Below are 5,025 nucleotides of genomic sequence, written 5' to 3'. Positions count from 1 at the left end.
TTTGTTTTTTGCCCTGGTGCCGGCGTTTAACCCGTCATCAGGCGCCCCCAAGCAGGCCAAGCCCAAGCCGCAAGACAGAAAACTCAAATCCTCTCCCCAACCAAACTTCGGTAAGCAAACAATCCGCCTGGAACAATGCCGGCGGGCCGTTCGCATTCGGGGGACAGTCGAAGGTTCTCGGAATACTCCGGGTGGTCAAGGCTGCTGTAAGCCGACGAAGCAGCAGACTTCTTGGCCAAGCGACATGGAGAGCGTCACGCCGCGCTCGGAGCAGATGCTTATCAAACAAGATCTGGGCTTCACGTGATAAGACGCGGCCGGCGGGAGGGCACCGCGCGAACTCCTGGGTGCAGATACTCCAACCACACTCCCCGGTTCGCGGCCAAAAAGGCCGGAAAGGCCTTGCCTGGCCCGTACGGCACCTTGGCGGCCTGCGACCAGCTTCGTCGACCGGAGCGTAGACTCCCCGGAAGTAGGTTGTGAAATATATTTCAGTATGTGAATTATATTGACAACGTGCGCCGAGGCTGTAATGTCCCGATCGTCGGCTTTCGGAGGAAGGTTGGCATCATCAAATCCATACGGCAGCGCTCGCTGAGCGCCTGCGACGGTCATTGAGGATGGCTTCGGCCAAGGGAGGAAACTTGCGCAAATTTCTGAGCACGCTCGCAATCGCGGCGGCTGCATCGACCTGCTTTGGGTCGATGCAGGTACGCGCCGAAACCCCAAACCCGTTCAAATGCGAGCCGGGTGAAAAATATGTCATGAACGTCATGGTCTCGGGCGTCGAATACTGGTTCCCGGTCTATGAAATGTTCAAGCAGGCCGGCCAGCAGTTCGGCTGCGAGACCGCCTATACGGGTACGCCGGAATACGACGTCAACAAGCAGATCGCGACCTTCGACCAAGCGCTGGCGCAGAAGCCGGCCGGCATATTGGTGCATCCGATGAACTCCGATCCGTTCATCGAGCCGATCAACCGCGCCATCGAACAGGGCACCGCGGTGGTGACCTTCGCCGCCGACTCGCCGAATTCCAAGCGCGTCTCCTACATCACCTCCGACAACAATGCCGAAGGCACCTATGCCGCCGACGCCGTTGCCAAGGCGATGGACGGCAAGGGCGAATATGCGGTGCTGGAGAATCCCGGCCAGGACAACCACGACAAGCGCGTCCACGCGTTCGTTGCCCGCATGGAAGCCAAATGGCCTGACATGAAGCTCGTCGGCCGCGCCGCTTCGAACCAGGATCCCACCAAGGCCTATCAGGCGGTTCTGAGCCTGGCGCAGGCGCATCCTGATCTTGGCGCCGTGTTCATGCCGGAGGCCAACTCGGCCATCGGCGCTGCCCAGGCCGCCAAGGAAGGCGGTGGCAAGATCCGCGTCATGCTCGCCGACGTCAATGCCAAGATCCTCGACATGATCAAGGCCGGCGAGATCTTCGGCTCGGTCAATCCAAACCAGGGCATGCAGGGCTATATGGGCTTCATGCTGTTGTGGATGGCCAAGCATCCCGGCCTGATCGATCCGATGAACGACGCCAAGCGTTCGGGTTTCAACCCGATGAGCGTGCCCTTCGTCGACAATGGCTTCTCCATTGTCTCCAAGGACAATGCGGACGACTTCTACTGGGACAAGTACCTCAAGCGTCGCGGTACCAAGGGCATCGAGGAATAGTCCCGATCTCGCCGCCCGGCCTCGGCATGGCCGGATTAACCGGGAAGGAGGCTTCGGCCTCCTTCCTCCCCCGCAGGTTCATCGCAGGAGCACGGCGTGACCCAGGCGCCCATTCTTGAAATCCGTGGCCTGTCCAAGGCATTCGGCCCGGTCAAGGCGCTGAGCGACGTACGGTTCGAGCTGCGGCGCGGCGAAATCCATGCACTGTGCGGAGAGAACGGCGCCGGCAAGTCGACGCTGATGAACATGATCGCCGGTGTATTGCAGCCCGACGAGGGCGACATCCTGATCGATGGTGAGCGCATTTCGATCCACTCGCCCGCAGCCGCGCAACGTCTCGGCATTGCGCTTGTCCACCAGGAGATCGCGCTCTGTCAGGACGCGACGGTTGCCGAAAACATCTACATGGCCGCGATCAACAGCCGGCGCGCGCCGCTGATGAATTTCCAAAAGCTCTATTCCGACGCCCAGAAGGTCATGGACCTGCTCGCGCCCATTCCGGTGCGCACCAGGGTCGCCGACCTCTCCATTTCCAACCAGCAGCTTGTCGAGATCGCCAAGGCGCTGACGCTCGACTGCAAGGTGTTGATGCTTGACGAGCCGACCGCGGCACTCACCGAAAGCGAAGCGCAACGCCTGTTCTCGATCGTGCGCGGGCTCAAGGAGCGGGGCATTTCGGTGGTCTATATCAGCCACCGCATGGCCGAGATATTCTCGCTGTGCGACCGCGTCACCGTCTTCCGCGACGGCCGGTACGTGGCGACCGATCAGGTCGCCGCCGTTTCACCTGACGATGTCGTGCGCAAGATGGTGGGCCGCGAAATCACCCAGCTCTATCCCGACAAGCTGGCGCCGCAACAGCCGGGGCGCCTGCTTCTCGCGGTCGAGGGGCTTTCCGATGGCCGCCGCTTCGCCGACGTCGATCTGCAGCTTCGCGCTGGCGAAATTCTCGGCATAGGCGGCCTCATCGGGGCCGGCCGCAGCGAGATCGCGCAAACGGTCTGTGGCCTCAGGCCAATGACGTCAGGAACCGTCGTGCTCGACGGAAAGCAGCTGCGGTTGCGCAGCTATGGCGATGCGGTCAAGGCGGGGCTGGTCTATCTCTCTGAGGACCGGAAAGGCTCCGGCGTGTTCCTCGATCTGCCGATCGCAGCGAACATCTCCGCGCTCGACCTCGGCCGGCTCACCGGGCCACTCGGCTTGCTCAATCGTAAGGCCGAGGATCGTCAGGCGAAGGAGTTGACCGGCAGGCTCGGCGTGCGCATGGCTGGCATTGAGGCCGCCGTCTTGACGCTGAGCGGCGGCAACCAGCAGAAGGTCGCCATCGCCAGGCAGCTGTCCGTCGATCCCAAGGTCATCATCATGGACGAGCCGACACGCGGCATCGATGTCGGCGCCAAGGTCGAGATCCACCGGCTGCTGCGCCAGCTGGCCGGCAGCGGTGTCGGCGTCATCGTCATCTCGTCGGAGCTGCCGGAGCTGATCGGTCTGTGCGACCGCGTTGTCGTGGTGCGCGAAGGCAGGATCGCCGGCGAACTCGCCGCCAGCGAGCTCGGCGAGGAAGCCATCATCATGCTCGCCTCGGGCGTTCAAGACAGTTCAAATCAAAGGCAGGCCCAGAATGTCGCCTAGGGAATCAGGAGAAGCGCTCGTGCACGCCGAGATCAAGGCCGCCGGGCGGCGCATCAATTTCGCTCAGCTCGCCTCGATGCGCGAGGCCGGGCTGATCGTCATCATCCTGGCGCTGTGCATCGCCATGAGCTTCGCCTCGCCGCACTTCCTGACATGGGGCAATTTCCGCGCCATGCTGATGAGCTTTTCCATCGAAGGCATCGTCGTCGTCGGAATGACGATCCTGCTCATCGTCGGCGGCATCGACCTTTCCGTCGGCTCGGTCGTGTGTTTCTCGATGGTGGTCTCGGGTGCGCTGTTCCTTGCCGGCCTCGATCCCTGGACGGCAAGCCTGATCGGCATCGGCGTCAGCGCGCTGATCGGCGCGGCGATGGGCTTCTTCGTGACCGTGATCGGCCTCAATCATTTCATCACGTCGCTGGCGGCCATGGTCATCGTGCGCGGCATGTGCCTGGTGGTCACCAAGGGCACGCCGCTGTCGCTGTTCACCCTGCCGCCGGCCTTCAAGGCCATAGGCCAGGGCAGTTTCAACAACATCCCCTATGTCATCCTGATCTTCATCGTCGTGGTGGCCATCTTCGACTTCCTGCTGCGTCGCGCCACGGCCTTCCGCAAGGTTTTCTACACCGGCTCCAACGAGAAGGCCGCGCAGTTCTCCGGCATCCGGACCAATCAGGTGAAGTTCTGGGTCACGGTGCTGTGCTCGACGCTGGCCGGACTGGCCGGTGTCATCTACATGGCGCGCTTCGGCGCGGCGACACCGACCTTCGGCGCCGGCATGGAACTCAACATCATCGCCGCGGCCGTCATCGGCGGCGCCTCGCTCAATGGTGGCTCGGGCACCATCTTCGGAGCGATCCTCGGCATGGCGTTGCTGTCGGTGGTGACGAGCTCGCTTATCCTGCTCGATGTCTCGGTCTATTGGCAGGACATGATCAAGGGATGCATCCTGCTCGCAGCCGTATCGATCGATCACTTCCTGCACCGCAAGAAGTCCTGAACTCTAAAGGCACCGCAGCAAGACCATGGCCCCTCCCAACACCCGCGACGACATCGCCGCTGTTCGTCAAATGCACCAGGCGCTTGTCCTGCATTACGTCGAAGGCAAGACCCAGGCCGAGATCGCCGGGGAACTCGGCATCTCGCACGCGACGGTCAACCGGCTGATCAAGCGCGGCCACCAGCTCGGCCTCGTCGAGATCAAGATCAAGTCGCCGATCGACCATCTGGTCGACCTGGAAGCACGGCTGGTTGCGCTGGGCGGCATCGAGCGGGCGATGGTGGTGCCGTCGGTCTCCGAGAATCCGCACACGGCCCTGCAGCGGGTCGGCGAGGCGGCGGCTGGGCTGCTGCTCGACACCATCAAGGACGGCGACACGATCTCGATCACCGGCGGCAAGGGCGTCAGCGCGCTGGTCGCCGGTCTCAAGCCGGGGCGCCGATACGACGTCGAGATCATTCCCGCAACCGGCCTGGTGCAGGGCAAGCACTACACCGACGTCAACCACGTCGCCTCGCTGATGGCCGACAAGCTCGGCGGCCGCGCCTACCAGATCCATGCGCCGCTGTTTGCCGACACCGCGCAGCAGCGCGAAATGCTGATGGGCATCAGCTCCGTCGCCGACGTGTTTCGCAAGGCGCGCGAGGCGGATGTCGCGGTGGTGGGTGTCGGCTCCATCCTGACCGACGATTCCAGCTACTACGACCTGCATCCGTC

The 5,025-nt window shown here is 62.8% G+C and carries 5 protein-coding genes; all 5 read left to right on the top strand.

The features are described 5' to 3' along the window. The coding region (locus tag EN906_RS37790; RefSeq protein ID WP_206529152.1) for a hypothetical protein at nt 1-307 on the top strand (307 nt) is incomplete at its 5' end. Between the two features lie 337 nt (nt 308-644). Next, complete coding sequence (locus EN906_RS22520) at nt 645-1,676, top strand: substrate-binding domain-containing protein (protein WP_127270832.1); 1,032 nt, start codon at nt 645-647, stop codon at nt 1,674-1,676. A gap of 96 nt (nt 1,677-1,772) precedes the next feature. Then, nucleotides 1,773-3,308, top strand: coding sequence for a sugar ABC transporter ATP-binding protein (locus EN906_RS22515; RefSeq protein ID WP_127375383.1), 1,536 nt, complete (start codon nt 1,773-1,775; stop codon nt 3,306-3,308). A 76-nt stretch (nt 3,309-3,384) separates the two neighbouring features. Beyond that, the gene (locus EN906_RS22510; RefSeq protein WP_236383556.1) at nt 3,385-4,308 is read left to right on the top strand and encodes an ABC transporter permease; all 924 of its coding nucleotides are present in this window, start codon (nt 3,385-3,387) and stop codon (nt 4,306-4,308) included. Nucleotides 4,309-4,333: 25 nt separating this feature from the next. Further along, nucleotides 4,334-5,025: sugar-binding domain-containing protein (locus EN906_RS22505; RefSeq protein ID WP_127375382.1), on the top strand; the 692-nt coding region annotated here is incomplete at its 3' end.

Origin of the sequence: Mesorhizobium sp. M7A.F.Ca.CA.004.06.1.1 (genome assembly GCF_003999135.1) — a bacterium.
GTDB lineage: Bacteria > Pseudomonadota > Alphaproteobacteria > Rhizobiales > Rhizobiaceae > Mesorhizobium.
Note: the sequence above shows the minus strand (reverse complement) of the source record. Positions and strands in the feature narration are given on the sequence as shown.